Here is a 15434-nt window from a genome sequence, read left to right as displayed (position 1 = left end):
GGCCATGGACGACGAGCCGGCCCGGACGGGCGTCCGGGACACTTACGACCGGATCGCAGACCACTTTTCCGCAACCCGCGAGTACGCCTGGCCGGAGACCGAATCTTTCTGCACCGACCGCAGCGGCAGCGTCGGGCTCGACCTCGGCTGTGGCAACGGTCGCCACGCCGAACTGCTGGCCGACGGTACCGACCGCGTGCTCGCCGTCGACGTGAGCCGTGGCCTGCTCGCACAGGCCCGCGAGCGCGTCGCTGGCACCGACGTGCGGACACCCGTCCGACTGGTGCAGGGTGACGCCGCCAGTCTCCCGGTCCGGGCAGGCGTCGTCGACCTGGCTGTCTACGTCGCCACGCTACACCACCTCCCCAGTCGGGAGTTGCGCGTGGCGAGTCTAGACGAACTCGCTCGTGTCCTCGCGCCCGGTGGCCGGGCGCTGGTCAGCGCCTGGAGTACGACCCACGACCGGTTCGACGCCGAGGACGGATTCGATACCACAGTCGACTGGACGCTTCCCGACGGCGAGCGAGTGCCGCGATTCTACCACATCTACAGCCCCGAAGAGTTCCGGGCAGACTTGGACGCCAGCAGACTGGAGCCGGTGGACGTGTTCCGCTCCAGTGGGAACTGTTACGCCGTGGTGGCCGACGGCGAAGGGAAAGCCACATAAATTGGCACGCGGAACAATCGAGCGTCACCTCGCGCCGTGGCGACCCAGCCTAGATCACTGGTAATCCCGGTCGGGGCGACGTTCGAGCGCCGATGTGTCGCTGGACGTAGCGAAGTGACGCCCGCCACACGAACGAACGGCGTGAACAACCTGCGGCGATGGTCTAGTGGTAGGACCTGAGCCTTCCAAGCTCATGGCCCGGGTTCAAATCCCGGTCGCCGCATTCCGATGACGAACAGTTCGTGAGTTACGCGAATCGCGAATCGCCGGACGCTGCGGGTCGCCGTCCGCCCCGTCGTCGCTCCACCTCGTCGACCGAGAGAACAGGAGTAATAGGCTCTGAGTCCTTTCTATCGACACCGAACCGACGATGCCACGAGAGACAGATACGGCCGAGCGGGCCGAAGACGACCGGCCTGCGGAGCGGAACTCGGAGGCAGACCGGGGCGGCTTCGACAGGCGACTGCTCTCCGACCTGTTCGTCAACGTCGTCCCCATCGCTACCATCGTAGCCGGATCGGTGGAAATCGACGGCGGCGAGTGTCGTTCTAATACGCACTCACGTCGTTGAGTTCGTAGGTCGACGCGTTCGAGTCGGTCGAAATCGCCTCGAACTGCCAGCTCTGTCCCGCGGCCAGTCCGTTCGTATTTGCCAATGCATCACCGACTTTGTCGTCGGACTCGTTGTAAAGTGCGAACGTGAGCTGTACGTACTCGTAGTCGCCACCGCTCTCGTTCACCGCTTCGCCCGTGATGTCCGTCGAAAACTCGCCCACTGACGCCGATATGTCGTACAGCACCATGCCGGAGTCCTCGTGATACGCGTCGGCATCGGGATATTCCGAGCCACCACCGTCACCGCTACCGGTGTCGCCGCCACCGCCGTTCGTCGACCCCGATTCCGGGTCCGATGCTGCCCCGAGGACACCGAGGCCCAAAATCGCGTACCCGCCCCCGATCAATGCGTTCCGCCGAGTCGTGTTCTGCGAGCTAATTCCAGGCATTCTGTACCGTAGCCCCGACTCTTCGCCATCGCCCGACGGATTACCGTCCCCGTTTCCTCCCGCCTCTTCGACACTCTGTTTCGCACCGCACCCGGGACAGTGGGACGCACTCGCATCGATCTCTTCACCACATTCTGTACAGAAAACAGTTTCAGACTCTTCCTCCGTCATCTAACATAAAACACTACAACACAATTAAAATCTATCGGCCCGAAATATCAATACTAATAATCGTTGGCTACTTCCGTCGCAGATATTCGAGGGAAATATTTATTCTGGGAACAACAAACCAGACTCATATGCCAGTATGCCCTAAGTGTAATAATTCTATCACATCGACGCAGAATTTCTGTCGGCAGTGTGGGGTGAAACTGTCTGATATCGATTTCGACGGCGATAGCGAGGACACGGATAGTCAGTCGTTTCGCGGTCGGGTGAACGAGATCGCAGAAACGCAACACACCGACGCCGGAGAGAGTGGTGAAGATAGCGACCACCTGGGTGCCGAACCACGGGGTGAGTGGGTGAACGGGGGACGTCTCGCAAAAGTTGCGTCACTCCTCGACGACGGTGAACGGGTCCACTACATGTGGCGTGGGGGGACCATCGACGTGGAAGGATCCAGCGCCGGTGATTCCATCTTTGGGAACGACCGCGACCGGAAGAGTTCGTTCAAGGGGATCTTCACCGCAGTGACCGACGAACGTATCGTGATCGCCATTCCGCAGTTCCTCGGCGACGACGAGCGACACATTCCGTACCGCTCGGTGACCAGCGTCGACCTCGACACCGGCCTCATCAATCGACGCGTCTCGCTCCAGACCAAAGGGCAGACGTATCACATTCAGGCACAGGGCCCGTCCAAGGACGAACTCCGGGACGCGATGCGTTTCATCAGAGAGAAAGTCGAGGCTGCCCACCAACCACAGACGGTTCAGGCGGAGTCCGAGCCGGACCCGACGGAACAGTTGCAGAATCTGAAAGAACTCCACGACGATGGCGTGTTGACCGACGAAGAGTTCGAGGAAAAGAAGGCAGTCCTGCTAGACAAACTGTAGTCTGAACGATTTCCGGTTTCATGCGGTGCCTGGACGTGTGAAGTGGCGGGCTACAGTCGAATCGATCACTCCAGAAGCCGCCAGCCCTCGCCGGACGGTTCCGCTACATCGCGGCGGACCATCTCGGCCAGCACCTCCTCGAAGCGGTCGGGCTGAGCAATCTCCATTTCGATGCGTTCGATGCCGTGGACGGTCCGGAGCGCGCGGCGGATTTCGGTTTCGGTCATGACGTCGCTCTCGCGCATCACGTCGGCGACGAGGTCGATCATGTCCTCGAGGAAGTTCCAAGGGTAGACGACCCACGTCCACTCGGCGAGGCGTTCACCGACGAAATCGGGGTCGAAGGAACTGGTGTCGAGTAACTGGAGGGTTGCGGTGCGGACCTCGTGGCAGTCGCGGTCGGTCACGTAGTCGTGTGCACGGCTGATCGAGCCGCCGGTGTCGGCGATGTCGTCGACGATCAACACGTCTTTTGCCTCGACAGACCCCTCCGGCATCGGGTAGCGGACGGACGGTTCGTCGGCTTTCTCGGCTGTGCCGACGTAATGTTCCATCTTGAGACTAGTCAGGTCGTCGAGACCGAGAAAGTCACAGCAACAGCGGCCGGCGAACCAGCCGCCGCGGGCCAGTGCGACGACCACGTCGGGCTCGAAGTCGGCTGTCCTCACCTGGTCGCTCACCTCGCGACAGAGACCGTAGATGTAGTCCCAGTTCGTGATCGTGCAGTCGAATTCATCCGGCAGGTCGGACACGGGTACTCACCGTTTACCCCCCGGAGCGCCGCGAACTTGAATGTCACCGCCCGTGCTGTGACCGTCTTACCGGACGCTGTCGATTATCGCTCCACGTCTTTCCAGGTGTCGGACGTGATCCGCGCGTCTGTCCGGTCGGGATAGTAGATCGAAAGTTGGCCGTTGTTCTTTCTGGCCTCCAGGTCGGGCTCGTTTGTGCTCCCGGTATCGCGAGCGGGCTGGACGAGCGGGAGCGAGCGGTTCGGAAACGTCGTCTCTGTGTCGCAGTTCTCGGGACGGCCCTCCTCGTTGCTGTCCGCAGAGCGGAGGCGTCGGGACTCCGGGACGTCCGACTCGTCCACGGCAAACGCCGACGCGAGATTGAGCGACGGGAACACCGAGACTCGACGACGGACACTGTCGAGAGTAGACCGAGCGAACCCGACCACCGCCTTCCGTACCGACGCGCCAGCACCCGATTCGTCCGCGTCCGAGGAGTCACCTTCGGATGGCTGTTGGGTGGGCGTGTTACCCATATTTGAAGATACGGCCGCCGGTACTAAACCATTGTGTCGGACGGGGTCACCTCGCCGAGCGACAGCGTTATGTCCCGGCTCTCCGTCCACATTTTACATCGTGACGAACAAGGGGACCCTGGGCGACGAAGCCAGCGACCGCGTACAGGTCCTCGACGAGGACGGCCACGTCCTGGAGGGCGCGACGGTGCCCGAGATTCCGGACGAACGACTCGTCGAGATGTACCGTCAGTTGCGGCTCGCCCGTCACTTCGACGAGCGGATGATCAGTCTCCAGCGACAAGGCCGACTCGGCACGTATCCATCGCTGGCCGGCCAGGAAGGGGCACAGGTCGGCTCGACCCACGCCCTGGCCGACGCAGACTGGATCTCCTTTCAGTACCGCGAGCACGGCGCCGTGGTCGTGCGCGGACTGGAACCGGAGTACCTGCTGTACTGGATGGGCCACGAGCGGGGCAACGAGTGGCTGGCCGAAAAAAACGTGTTCCCGCTGAACATCTCCATCGCCGGCCACCTTCCTCACGCCACGGGGATGGCCTGGGCCGCCAAACTCAAGGGCGACGACCGGGTCGTCGCCTGTCACTTCGGCGACGGCGCGACCAGTGAGGGTGATTTCCACGAGGCGCTGAACTTCGCCGGCGTCTTCGACGTGCCGGCGATTTTCTTCTGCAACAACAACCAGTACGCTATCTCCCACCCCCGGGAGCGACAGACCGCGAGCCCGACCATCGCCGGCAAGGCCGACGCGTACGGCATCGACGGGATCCAGGTCGACGGAATGGACCCTCTCGCTGTCTACGAAGTGACCCGTCAGGCCGTCCGGAAGGCCAGGGACCCCGACGACGACCAGTGCCGCCCGACGCTGATCGAGGCGGTGATGTACCGCTTCGGCGCACACACGACCGCGGACGACCCCTCGGTGTACCGCGACGACGAGGAGGTCGAGAAGTGGAAGAAGCGCGACCCGCTCCCGCGGATGGAGACGTTCCTCCGCGACCGTGACCTGCTCGACGACGACCGAGTCGACGGGATTCGGGAGTCGGCCCGGGAAACGGTCGCCGACCTGATCGATGCCGCCGAGGAGTTCGAACCGGACCCCGAGCAGCTGTTCGCCAACGGCTACGAGTCCGACACGCCACGGATTCGCGAGCAACGGGAGGCGTTCCAATCGCTCCGGGAGCGCCACGGAGACGACGCACTGCTCGAAGACGAGTAAATCAGTCGGCAGTCGCCGGTTCGTCACTGCCGGCTGCGTCGGTCCGATAGAGGACGCCGAAGGCAAGCGTCGCCACGGCGATGAGACCGCTCGCGGTCCAGAAGGCGACGAACACGTCGGTGTAGTCCCAGAGTGTGCCCACAGTCACCGGCCCGACCACCTGTCCGACCTTCCAGGCGATGGAGCGAAGCGACATGCTTCCCGCGACCGCGTCGAACTGTTCGCCCGCCTCGACGAACAGCGTCATACTGGCGGGCAGACGGATGCTGTCCGCGACGCCACACACGCCGAAGGCGAGAAAGAGCGGAAAAAACGCCGCCGGCAGCGTAACCGCGCCGGTCGCCGGGACGGGAACCGAGACGGCCGGAACGACGCCCACGGCGAACTCCGCCAGTGGAATCAACGCGGCACCCAGCGCGTACAGTGTGGCCCCGACGAAGACGAACCAGTGTTTTCGCCCGAGACGGTCGGTGAGGTCGCCGACGTACCCCTGCGTAATCGCCTTCGTCAATTTCCCACCCGCGAGGATGCCGCCGACGAGCAACGCCGACATCCCGAACTCGGTCCGGGCGTAGATCGGCAGGAAGATGAGCACGGCCATCTTCCCGAAGCTGAGGCCGAGTCTAAATATCACCAGCGCACGAACCGTCGTCTGAGCGAACAACAGTCTGAACGTCTCGACACTCCCCTGGTTGCCGGGGTCGGCCTGCCCGCCAGGGTCGTTCCGGAGGTGGCGGTAGACGAGCACCCCTGACAGAAGCGTCACACCGCTGAGGAGGGCGTACGTGAGCGTGAATCCATAGAGCGTGAGCAGGAGGCCGCCGAGCACGTCGCCCGCCAGACTGGAGAACGCACCGACCTGATTGTACGCGCCGAGCCAGCGCCCACGGGCGTCCTCGGGACCGATCTCGCCGACGACGGCCGTGCCGGTGATCCAGAGGATACTCGCGCCGAGTCCCTGGAGAACCCGGACGAGCAGGACGTGCTCGACCGCCGAGACCAGGATGAAACCGACGAACGTGACGACGTTGATTCCGAGCCCCAGCAGGAGAATGCGCTTGGCGTTGTTCGTGTCGACGACTCGGCCCAGCGGGAGGACGACGAGCAACTGTGTCAGGGCAAAGACGGCGCCGAACAGGCCTTCGATGAACCCCGACGTCGAGAAGCGGTCGGCGTACAGCGCCAGTGCGATGACGATTGTCGAGTACGCCTGACTCCGAGCGAAAGCCGTGCTGGCGAGCGCCCGAAATTCGGCGTTTCCAACCAATCTCAGTGCACCGCCGGCGTCTTCACTCACAGTCGTGTTCGGCCCCCGCGAGCATAAGCGGTTACGTCTCGTCGCGCGTGTGCGCCACGGTCACACCCTGTTTTATGTTCCAGCCGCGACCACCGTCGGTCATGGGAATCGCCCCGTACGACCACTACCACGCTGGCCCCGACGCACCGATTCCACCCGGCGTGTACCGGGTCGTCGGACACACCGACGCCGCGGTGACGCTCCTGCTGGTGGCGGAGGAAACTGGCAGTCGTCGCGCCACCGGCCGAATCGAGACGGTCGACCGCGAAACCGTCGACTCCCTCGAACCCGCAGCGAACCCCGACAGCGGGTTCGACCCGTCGAACGTCCTCGAAGGTGTTCTGTTGCAGTTCAAGATGCTCTACCGAAAGCTACGGTAACGGGGGCTTACAGCTCAAGCCGTTCGACGATCCGGTCGTCGTCCTCCTGGCATCGAGGGCGACGATGCGGAGTCGATTCCCCAGCCCGGAGCCTCCGACCGTGGCCTTCGGGAGGTCGTCGACCTGGTGAACACCGGCGGCGTTGGTTATTTCGATCTCGACGAGGACGGTGTTGTCCTCGCCGGAGTAGAACGACACTGCCTTGACCGCCTGGCTGGAGACGGTGTTGATGCCGCGGCCGCCGCGTTCGTAGGGGATACGTGAGCGCTCCTGTTCCACGTCCAATGTGTCCGTGACGCGGAGAACCCCGACTTCCAGCGTCAGCGGGTCCTCCTCGAGGTGGTGGCGGAGTATCGCGTGCAGAGCCTCGCCGTTGAGTCGACCCGTCTCGGCCACGTCGTACCCCAGGTCGGGGAAAATACGGTCTAGCAGGTCGGCGGCGAGCGGAATCGAGTAGTACGGGTGATCGTCGCGGTGAAAAACGTGGCCGATGTCCTGGCGGGGCACGGCCAGTGCGACGATGACGGACTCGTCGGCCTCGGGGAGGCCCTGCCGGGCCGCACCGTTGAATTCGACGCCCTCACCCCGTCGTAGAGACACAGCGACCGATTGCGGACGATCTCGACGTGTTTCTCGCCGTGGTCGTTGTATCGCTTCCGTGCGGTGGGGTTGAGGTTCTGAGTTTCGAGATACGCCGCAATCTCGCCGTCGGTCCGAACGTAGTCGAGGGCCTCTGTCAGTCGCTCGTCGGGGAAGATGTGGTCGCCGTCGACGTCGTAGACACGGCCGTCGCCGGTGAGGCTGCTATCGCTGTCACCGGTGAAGTCACTCAGGTTTACACACTCACACGCGAGTAAAAACGGTGAGGGGAACTACCGATCAGGCGTCGGCGGCCGCCGACTCCACTTCGTCGTAGTCGGGTTCGACACCGGGGTCGTCACTGACCCACATGTAGGTGATGTCACCGTCGCCGTTCACGACGAATACGGACCGCTTGGCCACGTCGTTGACACCCAGGTCGGCGAAGTCCATGCTGATATCGTACTGTTCGATGACGTCCTTGTCGGCGTCGCTGACGAGGTCGAAGTCGAGGTCGAGCGTGTCGCGAAACTCGTTGAGTGCGAACGGAGAGTCGACGCTGATACCGTAGACGGTCGCACCGACCTCCTCGAAGTTCTCCATCCGGTCGCGCAACTCGCTCATCTCGTGGGAGCAGACGCCGGTGAACGCACCGGGGAAGAAAGCGAGAACCAGTGGTGCGTCGTCGAGGTTTTCCGAGAGCGTGAACTCTCCGATGTCGCCGTTCGCGAGCGGTGCAGTGAAATCCGGGGCCGTATCTCCTTCGTCTGGCATAACAGCCGACATTTCGAGCGGGTGTGGGATTACTGTTATGCCATCGCCGCCGTTTGCCGATAGGTCGGCCCTGCTCGACGGTCGAGGCTCGCCGGACCAACCCGTCCGCTCGACCTGCCCGCCGACCCGAAGGAACCGAACTCGGTGTAGTCGTAGCCGCTCGTGGCCCGTTCGACGTCACATCTGTCCGTCCTCGAAGTCGATCCAGAGTCTGGGTGCACTCGTGGACCCGCCGCTGCCACCTGCCGTCACAGCCTGTTGTTAGGTCGCTCCGAGCGAGTCGAACGTCCTCGGATGGCTGTACCGCACAGTCCGCCGTGACACCGGCTGCAACGTCGGCAGTCGGTATCCTCGCGACCATCGCGAATCGCGAGCGTCCGTCCGATTCGAGACGGCACGAGGGGGCCACCGAGACTTCCGGGCTGGACTTCGACCCCCGCACGTGCCATCCGGACGACACCGCATGCGGACCGCCCGTCGTCGGACCGCCGCGGCTTCGACACTCGACCGCCGCCAGTACGCGGTTCATCGTCGACAACGGCGACCGTCTCTCAGTGCTGGCCGGGATATCAACTGGGCTAGTCCGAACAAAAAGATTATAATAAGCCTCCGGCTACTCTGAGGTACACATGACCGGTTTGTTTCCGTTGGTCGTTCCGGGGATGCCCGGTGGGCCGGAACTGCTCGTAATCCTGCTCATCGCAATCCTGCTGTTCGGCGCGAACAAGATTCCCGAACTCGCACGCTCGTCCGGACAGGCAATCGGCGAGTTCCAGAAAGGCCGCGAAGAGATAGAAGAGGAACTAGAAGAGATGCAGAGCCCCGACGTGGAGGATGACGCCGGCGGTTCGGTCGGCTCCGAGGTCGACTCGAACGTCGAGTCCACAGGCGACAGTACGGAGACGACGAGTAACTGAACGGCCCCGCGTAATTTTCCGGCCCGCAATCACCCACAGTCCCGACGCCGGCCGCGAGGTTTCTGGGTTCCGTTCCTGCCTCCTGAAGACGCCTGTGGCCGGTCAGGTCTGCGGGTCGTTGCCGCATTCGCGGCAGCTGAAGCTGAACTGTCCGTCGTCGGTGAGGCTCATCCCGTGGTCGGTCTCGCTCTCGCACTCGGTGCAGTACACCAGTGCGTCGAGTCCGTCCCAGTCGTGGCGTGAGTCGGGTGCACCGATCGCGAACCCGCGGACAACGTCGTCGGTCTCGTTCCCGCCGGTCTGGTACTCACCGGGCTCGAACCGGATACAGCCGTCTGCGGGGACGTCCACGACGTCGTCCGGTGTCTCGAACGTCGCCGTCCCCGCCAGAATGTAGAACAGTTCTTCCTGGTCGTGGTGGCGGTGCATCCCCCCTGAGAAGGACTCGCCCGGTTGGAGTTCGAAGTAGTTGAACGCGAAGTCGGTCGTCCCTAGCGCGTCGGAGACGGGTTTGCGGATCGAGTGGACGCCCAACGGGTTGTTCTCGACTCGGACGTCATCGAGTGCGACTTTCTCCATATTAGGTCCTGCAGTGGCTCCAACATAACCATTTGGAGCGAAGAAAATCGTTTTTCACTGACGCTGCACAAGACGAAGTAGGGCGTGTGGCCTAGCGGACAGGGCGAGAGGTTCCTAACCTCTCGATCCCGGGTTCGAATCCCGGCACGCCCGTGCGACGATGAGCGACCGCAGGGAGCGACGAGTGAACCGGCCCCGAGATTCGAACCCCGCCAGTCACACACAGCGTGGTCAGCACGTCTGGTTACGGTTCGAGTCCCGGCACGACCCACGACCGCGACCGAAGGAAACGGCCGTACACGAGAGGTCCGTCCCCGTGACCACAGAAGGCAGACCCCGTGAACTATCTTGGTACAGCGAGAGAATCCCGCCCTTCCCGTGAGTGACGAGCGTTCCGACGCTTAGTCGGAACTGAGGAGCGAACAGGGCGGGAGTGAATCGCGTAAGCTCTGATGAGAAGCCGCCGCGTTACTACTGGTCTTGAGTCTCAAACGTGTCGAGTCCGGCTTCTAACAACTCTTTATAGGCTTCTGATAGCGTCAGGTCGTGTTCCTCTGCGAAGTCTTTGATACGTCCCTGTAGCGTGTGAGTTATTTCTACGTTTGGTCGCATGGTCCAACAGTCTTTTATTCACAACAGCCTAACAATCTGTCGTCGTGAAGCGTGCCAACACGTTTGTCGTGCGACCGCTCACCGACGACGATGAGCAGGTGCTACGCGACCTGTTGGACGCTTCCGCCGCTCTCTGGAACGAAATCAATTACCAGCGCCTCATGCGCTACAACGACGAGGACGGCTTCGAGGGTGAAGATGTGTGGGACGCTGATACTGGCGCTCTCGAAGGCAAATACAAAGGCGTTCTCGGCGCGTCCACCGCTCAAACTGTCCGGCGAGCAAACAGCGAAGCATGGCGCGGGTTCTTCGAGAACAAGGAGGCGTATCACGACGAATCGAACACGTCGGTCACGGAACACCCGGAACCGCCGGGCTTCCGTGGCAACGAAGACGACGGACGTGTTCTGAAAGGCGTCGTCCGAAAGGACGCCTACACCGTCGAGTGGGGCGACCGCTCCCGCCTTGAGATGGTTGTCGGAGAAGAACTCCGTGACAGGCACAACAGCCCGAAAAGCCGTCTTCGGTTCGAAATCGTTGGCGACCCGAACTGGCCTGACTACGAGGACCAGAGCCGGTTGGAATTGTGGTACGACGAGACTGACAGCACCTTCCGAGCTTCGCAACCCGTGACTGTTTCTGACGATGCACGGGATACTCCACTGGCCGACGAAAAGGCCGCTCTGGACATTGGTGCAAACAATCTCGTCGCCTGTACCACCACGACCGGGGAGCAATACCTGTACGAAGGCCGCGAGTTGTTTCAGCGGTTCCGCGAGACGACGCGAGAAATCGCCCGGCTGCAGTCGAAACTCGAAGAAGGTAGGTACAGTAGCGAGCGTATCCGGCGGCTATACCGGAAACGCACTCGTCGCCGCGACCACGCACAAGAGGCACTGTGTCGTGACCTACTCGAACGACTGTACGCCGAGGGGGTGGACACGGTGTATATCGGTGGCTTGACCGACGTGCTGGACACGAACTGGTCGGTCAGGGTGAACGCGAAGACCCACAACTTCTGGGCGTTCAAGCAATTCACCGAGCGACTGGCGTGTACCGCCGAGGAATATGGCATCTCGGTGGAAGTCCGGTCGGAAGCGTGGACCAGTCAGGAGTGCCCGCAGTGTGGCGGCACAGACCGAACGACACGGCATCGGGACACGCTCACCTGTCCGTGTGGGTTCGAGGGGCACGCCGACCTTACAGCCTCAGAAACGTTCCTAAAGCGGCATACGAGCAAGGAAGTCAGGCCGATGGCACGGCCCGTGCGGTTGGAGTGGGACAGCCACGAATGGCTGGAGGTATCACACTCTCATCGTCCCAAACAACAGCGCACAGACCAGAGTACCGTCCACCGTGGCGGGAATGTTGCCTCCGGCGAGTCCTAGACCGGCTGAGACTCCCACGGAGGAAACCCCGTCGTTCACCACGGGGAGGATGTCATCTGTACCCGAAGCGTGAATGGCCGGCTGTCGGTTCGGCGTCCGGCGGTATGCTGGTAAATATTGAGGAGATTCGAACCGTATTTATCTCCTCCGAGGACATATCAAGATGCGACATGTTCGGAGAATTTGACAGACGCAAATTCCTCGGTCTGGCTGCTGGCGCGGCCGCAGCGGGGGTAGCGGGGTGTACGTCGAGTGACGGAGACGGAACGGAAACCGAATCGGGCAGTCCGACAGACACTGCCGAACCGGCAGATACACCGGACGACGGTGGGTACATGAACGGCGTCGGGAGTGACGCGTCGGTTTCTTTCGACGTCCCGTCGGACGGGACGACGCTCAACAGTCCGTCCGTCCAGTGGGACGCCTCGGCCAGTGGTGTCACCATCGAGGAATCGGGCCCGGTCAACGACGGTGCTGGCCACTACCACGTTATACTGGACACCGAACCGGTCACCCCGGGCGAGACGATTCCCAGTGACGACCAGCACATTCACTATGGGACGGGGCAGGAAAACGGCGTCCTCGAACTTGACCCCGGCGACCATACGCTCCATCTGCAGGTCGGCGACGGCGAACACACGGCGATGGGTCTGACCGACACTGCCGAAGTGACCGTCGAAGACACCGCCAGTCTCGACCTCTCGGCCAGCGTCGACGGGAGCGTCGTCGAGTGGGACGTGACGGCGAACAACTACACCATCGAATCGTCAGGCGACATCAACGCCAACGCCGGGCACCTCCACGCCGTCATCTACACCGACCCCGTCCCCGTCGGTGAGGTGATCCCGAGCGACGCCAATCATATCCACTACGGCGACGGCTCGACAAGCGGCTCCATCGACCTGGCAGAGCAGCTCGGTGACGCCTACGAATCGGGCGAACACACCATCCACTTCCAGGTCGGAACCGGTACGCACCGAGCGACGATGGTCCAGGCCCAGACGACCGTTACGACCGAGTGAGAGCCGGCCCCGAGCCGTCCTGTTCGGCTCGACCGGCAGTTGGTTCACACGAAGGAACCGTTCCTGCGACGAACCTTCCGGCTAGTGGCAGACAGTAACAAACTTTTTGTTGGATAATGCACAACACGGAGATGTAGTATGGCACGAGCGGAACGGTCCGGTTCCGGCGAGGAGGACCGGGATGGAGAGGAGACAGACCGGGAGTCCGAGATGCCGATACCGGGCGGACTCCGCGGTCTGGTCTAACCGGGAACAGCACGTCCTGCCACGGGACGAATCACGTGGAACGAGCCATTTTTTGATCCGTCGTCACCATCGTCCACCGGCGACGCCCGGAGCGAGGCTGACCGTCGCGCCGTCGAACAGCGTAGTCGACGGGCCGTCCCCGTCTCGAATGTTCTCCTCGTCGACGAGAACGTTGACGTGCGGTCTGAGGTCGCCGCCCCCGTCGAACAGAAGCGGGCCGAGACCCTCGTGGTCGGTGGCGAGTTCCGAAAGTGCCTCGCCAACTGTGGTCCCCGCCTCGAACTCCCGTTCGAGCCGTTTCTCACCGACGCTGTCACGGACCGTCGCGTACGTACGGAACACCACGCGCATGGCCGCTCTCCGGCCGGCTCCCTGTTAAGCGCGGCGGCCCGTCCAACGCTGTTAGCTCTCTGGGGGGGGAAGTTACCTCTGGAAGGAAAATAACTATGACCGACCGCCGAGTGGAAAGTTACGTGTCACTGAACCGAGCACCGGCCGAGCGGTTCGAGGACCTTCCGGGGTACGACTACGAGGCCAACTACGTCGACGTCGGGGAGGACCCTCCGCCGGACGACCGGACCGCCTCGCGTTCCGACGACGAAGACGGCCCCGAAATGGCGTACGTGGACGTAACTGGTGACGGCGACGAGACGTTCCTCTGTCTTCACGGAGAACCGACGTGGTCGTACCTCTACCGGACGATGATTCCCACGCTCTCGGAGGCGGGACGCGTGGTCGCGCCGGATATGATCGGCTTCGGTCGCTCCGACAAGTGGCCCGAACAGGACGATTACACGTACGGAGCCATGTACGACACGGTCGTGCGGTTCGTCGAGAGACTCGACCTCCGGAACGTAACGTTAATCTGCCAGGACTGGGGTGGGTTGCTCGGACTGCCGATGGCGGCGAACAACCCCGACCGATTTGCCCGACTCGTGCCGATGAACACCGGACTGATGGACGGGAATCAGTCGATGCCGGATATCTGGCACGAGTTCAAAGATATGGCCGCAGAGGACCCCGACTTCGACGTGGGGCAACTCGTCGAAGGTGGCTGTCTCACGGACCTCTCCGAGGCGGTCGTCGAGGCGTACCGCGCGCCGTTCCCGTCCGAGGACCACATGGCAGGGGCGCGTATCCTCCCGAGTCGAGTACCGGTTGCACCGGACATGGAGGGTGCGGAAATAATCGGGGATGCAACGGAGGCCCTCACGGACTGGGAGAAACCGGTCTTCGTGCTGTTCTCGGATTCCGACCCCATCACGCACGGGTCGCGTGACTTCCTGCGTGACCTGTTTCCGACCGCGACCGACCAGCCCGACGTCTGGATCGAAGGCGGCGCACACTTCCTGCAGGAAGACCGAGGGGAAGAGATCGCCGAGGAAGTCGTCGACTTCGTCGAGCGGACTTAGCGGACGACGACAGCACCGCGGCCGTTGATCGGTTTGTCGCCCTCGCAGAAGTAGCGGTAGACCCCCGCCTCGTCGAACGTCACGCTGTACGTGTAGCTGGCGTCACGAACGTTGTCGCTGCTCTCGAAGCCCCCGTCCTCCCAGGTCACGTCGTGTGAGCCACCGCGACCGGTCCAGTCGAACACGACCTCGGTTCCGACGTCGACCAGGACCGCGACCGGGTCGAACGACCGGTTCTGGCCGTCCGGGCCGCTCGCGCCGACCTGTACCCCGACCGACGCTTCACCGGTCCTGTCGGTCAGGCGGCCGCTGTACTCGTCGTACTCGCTGAGCCACTCGTCGACCGCCGGGTAGCCGCTGAGCGTCTGTTGTTCTTCGACGATGACCGCGCCGCGCATCCCGAGTGCACTGCCGTGGTTCGAACACCTGTAGAGGTAGACGCCGGGTTCGGTCAACGTCACAGTGTAAGTCTTTCCGGACGAAGTGACGGGCCGCCCGCTGTCGAACAGTTCGTCACGCTCGCGGACGTTGTGTGCGCTGTTGGGGTCCTGCCAGATCCACTGGATCTCCGTGCCCGCCGTGACCCTGATCGCGGGCCTGCCGAACGCGAAGTTACCGCCCGACCCGTCGTCGACGCCGACGTCGATTGTCACGTCGTTCCGTCGAACCAGGGAGTTGACATTCCCGTCGTAGTTATCAGTGTTCGAGAGCCAGTCGTCGACGGCCTGCTTGGGGCTCTGTACGTCGGCCGGTTCGTCGGGCTCCGTCTGCCCTTCCGGTTCGACGGGTTCGTCCGGCGTCTCCACGTCCGCTTCCGTCTGCTCGGGTGTCGGCGTCGGCGTCCCGTCTTCGGTCCCATCGTCGTCGTCGTTCCCGGTGGAGTCCCCGCTAGAGCCGCCGTCGGAACAGCCGGCGACACCCACCGCCGCTGCGACGACCGCAGTCCGGAGAAACGCTCGGCGCTTCGATTGCCGTGTCATGCGGACACCCTCTGCGGCCACAGATATAAATCACTT

17 protein-coding genes, 2 tRNA genes and 1 pseudogene are annotated in these 15434 nt (G+C 62.8%); 11 read left to right on the top strand and 9 right to left on the bottom strand.

Translation table 11 applies throughout. From position 1 onward, the window contains the following. Positions 1 to 4 precede the first annotated feature (4 nt). From Q0964_RS13035 to Q0964_RS13025, 3 genes are all read left to right on the top strand, one after another. Positions 5 to 667 (top strand): class I SAM-dependent methyltransferase, encoded by a 663-nt coding sequence (locus Q0964_RS13035; RefSeq protein WP_299268307.1) that lies wholly within the window; start codon positions 5 to 7, stop codon positions 665 to 667. A 152-nt stretch (positions 668 to 819) separates the two neighbouring features. After that, positions 820 to 890, top strand: a tRNA-Gly gene (locus Q0964_RS13030). 147 nt (positions 891 to 1037) lie between these two features. Further along, the gene (locus tag Q0964_RS13025; RefSeq protein ID WP_299268305.1) at positions 1038 to 1238 is read left to right on the top strand and encodes a hypothetical protein; all 201 of its coding nucleotides are present in this window, start codon (positions 1038 to 1040) and stop codon (positions 1236 to 1238) included. Here the strand turns inward: Q0964_RS13025 and Q0964_RS13020 are convergent. Continuing rightward, the gene (locus tag Q0964_RS13020) at positions 1216 to 1671 is read right to left on the bottom strand and encodes an FxLYD domain-containing protein (protein ID WP_299268303.1); all 456 of its coding nucleotides are present in this window, start codon (positions 1669 to 1671) and stop codon (positions 1216 to 1218) included. The genes Q0964_RS13025 and Q0964_RS13020 overlap by 23 nt on opposite strands. A 365-nt stretch (positions 1672 to 2036) precedes the next feature. Here Q0964_RS13020 and Q0964_RS13015 point away from each other — a divergent pair, with 365 nt between their 5' ends. Next, positions 2037 to 2729: a PH domain-containing protein gene (locus tag Q0964_RS13015; protein WP_299268300.1), complete on the top strand. Its 693-nt coding sequence runs from the start codon at positions 2037 to 2039 to the stop codon at positions 2727 to 2729. A gap of 65 nt (positions 2730 to 2794) precedes the next feature. Here the strand turns inward: Q0964_RS13015 and Q0964_RS13010 are convergent, their stop codons facing one another. Together Q0964_RS13010 and Q0964_RS13005 are read right to left on the bottom strand one after the other, a co-directional pair. Then, on the bottom strand, positions 2795 to 3481 hold the full coding sequence (locus tag Q0964_RS13010; protein ID WP_299268297.1) for a phosphoribosyltransferase: 687 nt from the start codon (positions 3479 to 3481) through the stop codon (positions 2795 to 2797). Positions 3482 to 3564: 83 nt separating this feature from the next. Continuing rightward, positions 3565 to 3996 (bottom strand): hypothetical protein, encoded by a 432-nt coding sequence (locus Q0964_RS13005; RefSeq protein ID WP_299268295.1) that lies wholly within the window; start codon positions 3994 to 3996, stop codon positions 3565 to 3567. Positions 3997 to 4096: 100 nt separating this feature from the next. On the opposite strand from Q0964_RS13005, the gene pdhA reads away from it, so the two are divergent. Continuing rightward, a complete protein-coding gene (gene pdhA, locus Q0964_RS13000; protein WP_299268293.1) occupies positions 4097 to 5212 on the top strand; it encodes a pyruvate dehydrogenase (acetyl-transferring) E1 component subunit alpha in 1116 nt (371 codons plus the stop codon). A 1-nt stretch (position 5213) separates the two neighbouring features. Here the strand turns inward: pdhA and Q0964_RS12995 are convergent, their stop codons facing one another. Then, the gene (locus Q0964_RS12995; RefSeq protein ID WP_299268290.1) at positions 5214 to 6509 is read right to left on the bottom strand and encodes an MFS transporter; all 1296 of its coding nucleotides are present in this window, start codon (positions 6507 to 6509) and stop codon (positions 5214 to 5216) included. Between the two features lie 101 nt (positions 6510 to 6610). On the opposite strand from Q0964_RS12995, the gene Q0964_RS12990 reads away from it, so the two are divergent. After that, entirely contained in the window at positions 6611 to 6889 is a 279-nt protein-coding gene (locus tag Q0964_RS12990) for a hypothetical protein (RefSeq protein ID WP_299268287.1), read from the top strand. A gap of 7 nt (positions 6890 to 6896) precedes the next feature. Here Q0964_RS12990 and Q0964_RS12985 read toward each other — a convergent pair. Then, positions 6897 to 7722 (bottom strand): annotated as a pseudogene (locus Q0964_RS12985) (HD domain-containing protein). Positions 7723 to 7768: 46 nt separating this feature from the next. After that, positions 7769 to 8242, bottom strand: a complete 474-nt coding sequence (locus Q0964_RS12980; protein WP_299268285.1) for a redoxin domain-containing protein — start codon at positions 8240 to 8242, stop codon at positions 7769 to 7771. Positions 8243 to 8871: 629 nt separating this feature from the next. On the opposite strand from Q0964_RS12980, the gene tatA reads away from it, so the two are divergent. Next, positions 8872 to 9159 (top strand): twin-arginine translocase TatA/TatE family subunit, encoded by a 288-nt coding sequence (tatA, locus tag Q0964_RS12975; RefSeq protein WP_299268282.1) that lies wholly within the window; start codon positions 8872 to 8874, stop codon positions 9157 to 9159. A 102-nt stretch (positions 9160 to 9261) separates the two neighbouring features. On the opposite strand, the gene Q0964_RS12970 is transcribed toward tatA, so the two are convergent. After that, positions 9262 to 9738, bottom strand: a complete 477-nt coding sequence (locus Q0964_RS12970; RefSeq protein ID WP_299268280.1) for a cupin domain-containing protein — start codon at positions 9736 to 9738, stop codon at positions 9262 to 9264. Positions 9739 to 9818: 80 nt separating this feature from the next. Here Q0964_RS12970 and Q0964_RS12965 point away from each other — a divergent pair. From Q0964_RS12965 to Q0964_RS12955, 3 genes are all read left to right on the top strand, one after another. Further along, positions 9819 to 9891, top strand: a tRNA-Arg gene (locus Q0964_RS12965). 503 nt (positions 9892 to 10394) lie between these two features. Continuing rightward, complete coding sequence (locus tag Q0964_RS12960; protein WP_299268277.1) at positions 10395 to 11738, top strand: RNA-guided endonuclease InsQ/TnpB family protein; 1344 nt, start codon at positions 10395 to 10397, stop codon at positions 11736 to 11738. A 170-nt stretch (positions 11739 to 11908) separates the two neighbouring features. Next, positions 11909 to 12760, top strand: coding sequence for a DUF4399 domain-containing protein (locus Q0964_RS12955; protein WP_299268274.1), 852 nt, complete (start codon positions 11909 to 11911; stop codon positions 12758 to 12760). Positions 12761 to 13069: 309 nt separating this feature from the next. Here the strand turns inward: Q0964_RS12955 and Q0964_RS12950 are convergent, their stop codons facing one another. Beyond that, on the bottom strand, positions 13070 to 13357 hold the full coding sequence (locus tag Q0964_RS12950; RefSeq protein ID WP_299268271.1) for a ubiquitin-like small modifier protein 1: 288 nt from the start codon (positions 13355 to 13357) through the stop codon (positions 13070 to 13072). A gap of 95 nt (positions 13358 to 13452) precedes the next feature. On the opposite strand from Q0964_RS12950, the gene Q0964_RS12945 reads away from it, so the two are divergent. Continuing rightward, positions 13453 to 14418 carry a haloalkane dehalogenase gene (locus Q0964_RS12945; RefSeq protein WP_349254469.1) on the top strand — a complete coding sequence of 322 codons (966 nt, stop codon included), beginning with the start codon at positions 13453 to 13455 and terminating at the stop codon, positions 14416 to 14418. Here Q0964_RS12945 and Q0964_RS12940 read toward each other — a convergent pair. Then, positions 14415 to 15398: a halocyanin domain-containing protein gene (locus Q0964_RS12940; protein WP_299268265.1), complete on the bottom strand. Its 984-nt coding sequence runs from the start codon at positions 15396 to 15398 to the stop codon at positions 14415 to 14417. The genes Q0964_RS12945 and Q0964_RS12940 overlap by 4 nt on opposite strands. Positions 15399 to 15434: the final 36 nt, after the last annotated feature.

This window comes from Halorientalis sp. (assembly GCF_028275115.1).
GTDB lineage: Archaea > Halobacteriota > Halobacteria > Halobacteriales > Haloarculaceae > Halorientalis.
The sequence above is the reverse complement of the archived record's forward strand: the minus strand, read 5'-3'. Positions and strand labels throughout refer to the sequence as shown.